The sequence below is a fragment of the Ruminococcus sp. AF17-1AC genome, from assembly GCF_003461385.1.
Taxonomy (GTDB): Bacteria; Bacillota; Clostridia; order Oscillospirales; family Ruminococcaceae; genus Hominimerdicola; species Hominimerdicola aceti.
Genome location: NZ_QTWZ01000041.1, coordinates 2427 through 2832, shown reverse-complemented (window position 1 = coordinate 2832; position 406 = coordinate 2427). Strand labels below are relative to the sequence as shown.

1 pseudogene is annotated in these 406 nt (G+C 45.6%); it reads left to right on the top strand.

The annotated features are described in order from the left end of the window. A pseudogene (locus DWW81_RS13345) lies at positions 1 to 406 on the top strand (IS3 family transposase); the annotation flags it as partial.

Here is a 406-nt window from a genome sequence, read left to right as displayed (position 1 = left end):
CCGCGAACCGTCGGAAGTCAGGAAAGAAGAACGGTTAAAGTTCATTTCCAAAAAGACTGATGACGGTAGGATCACAGGAAGGATCAGTTTTTACTGCAAGGCTTTAGAGGTTACAAGACAAGCATTTTACGATCATCTCAGCCATAAAAACGCCCCCTGGAAGTATCAGGCACTTGCAGATGAAATGATGAAGATCCACGAAGAAGACCAATATAATGACTGCTACGGCAGAGAGCGTATGTATCTTGCATTGCAGCAGAGAAAGGATGCCGGGAAAACTGACATTGACATTCCATGTGAAGCTACTGTACGCAAGGTCATGGTGCAGATAGGATTGATACACAAGCCTCGCAGAAAGCCAAACGGGATAACCAAAGCGGATCGGCTTGCTCGAAAATCGGATGAT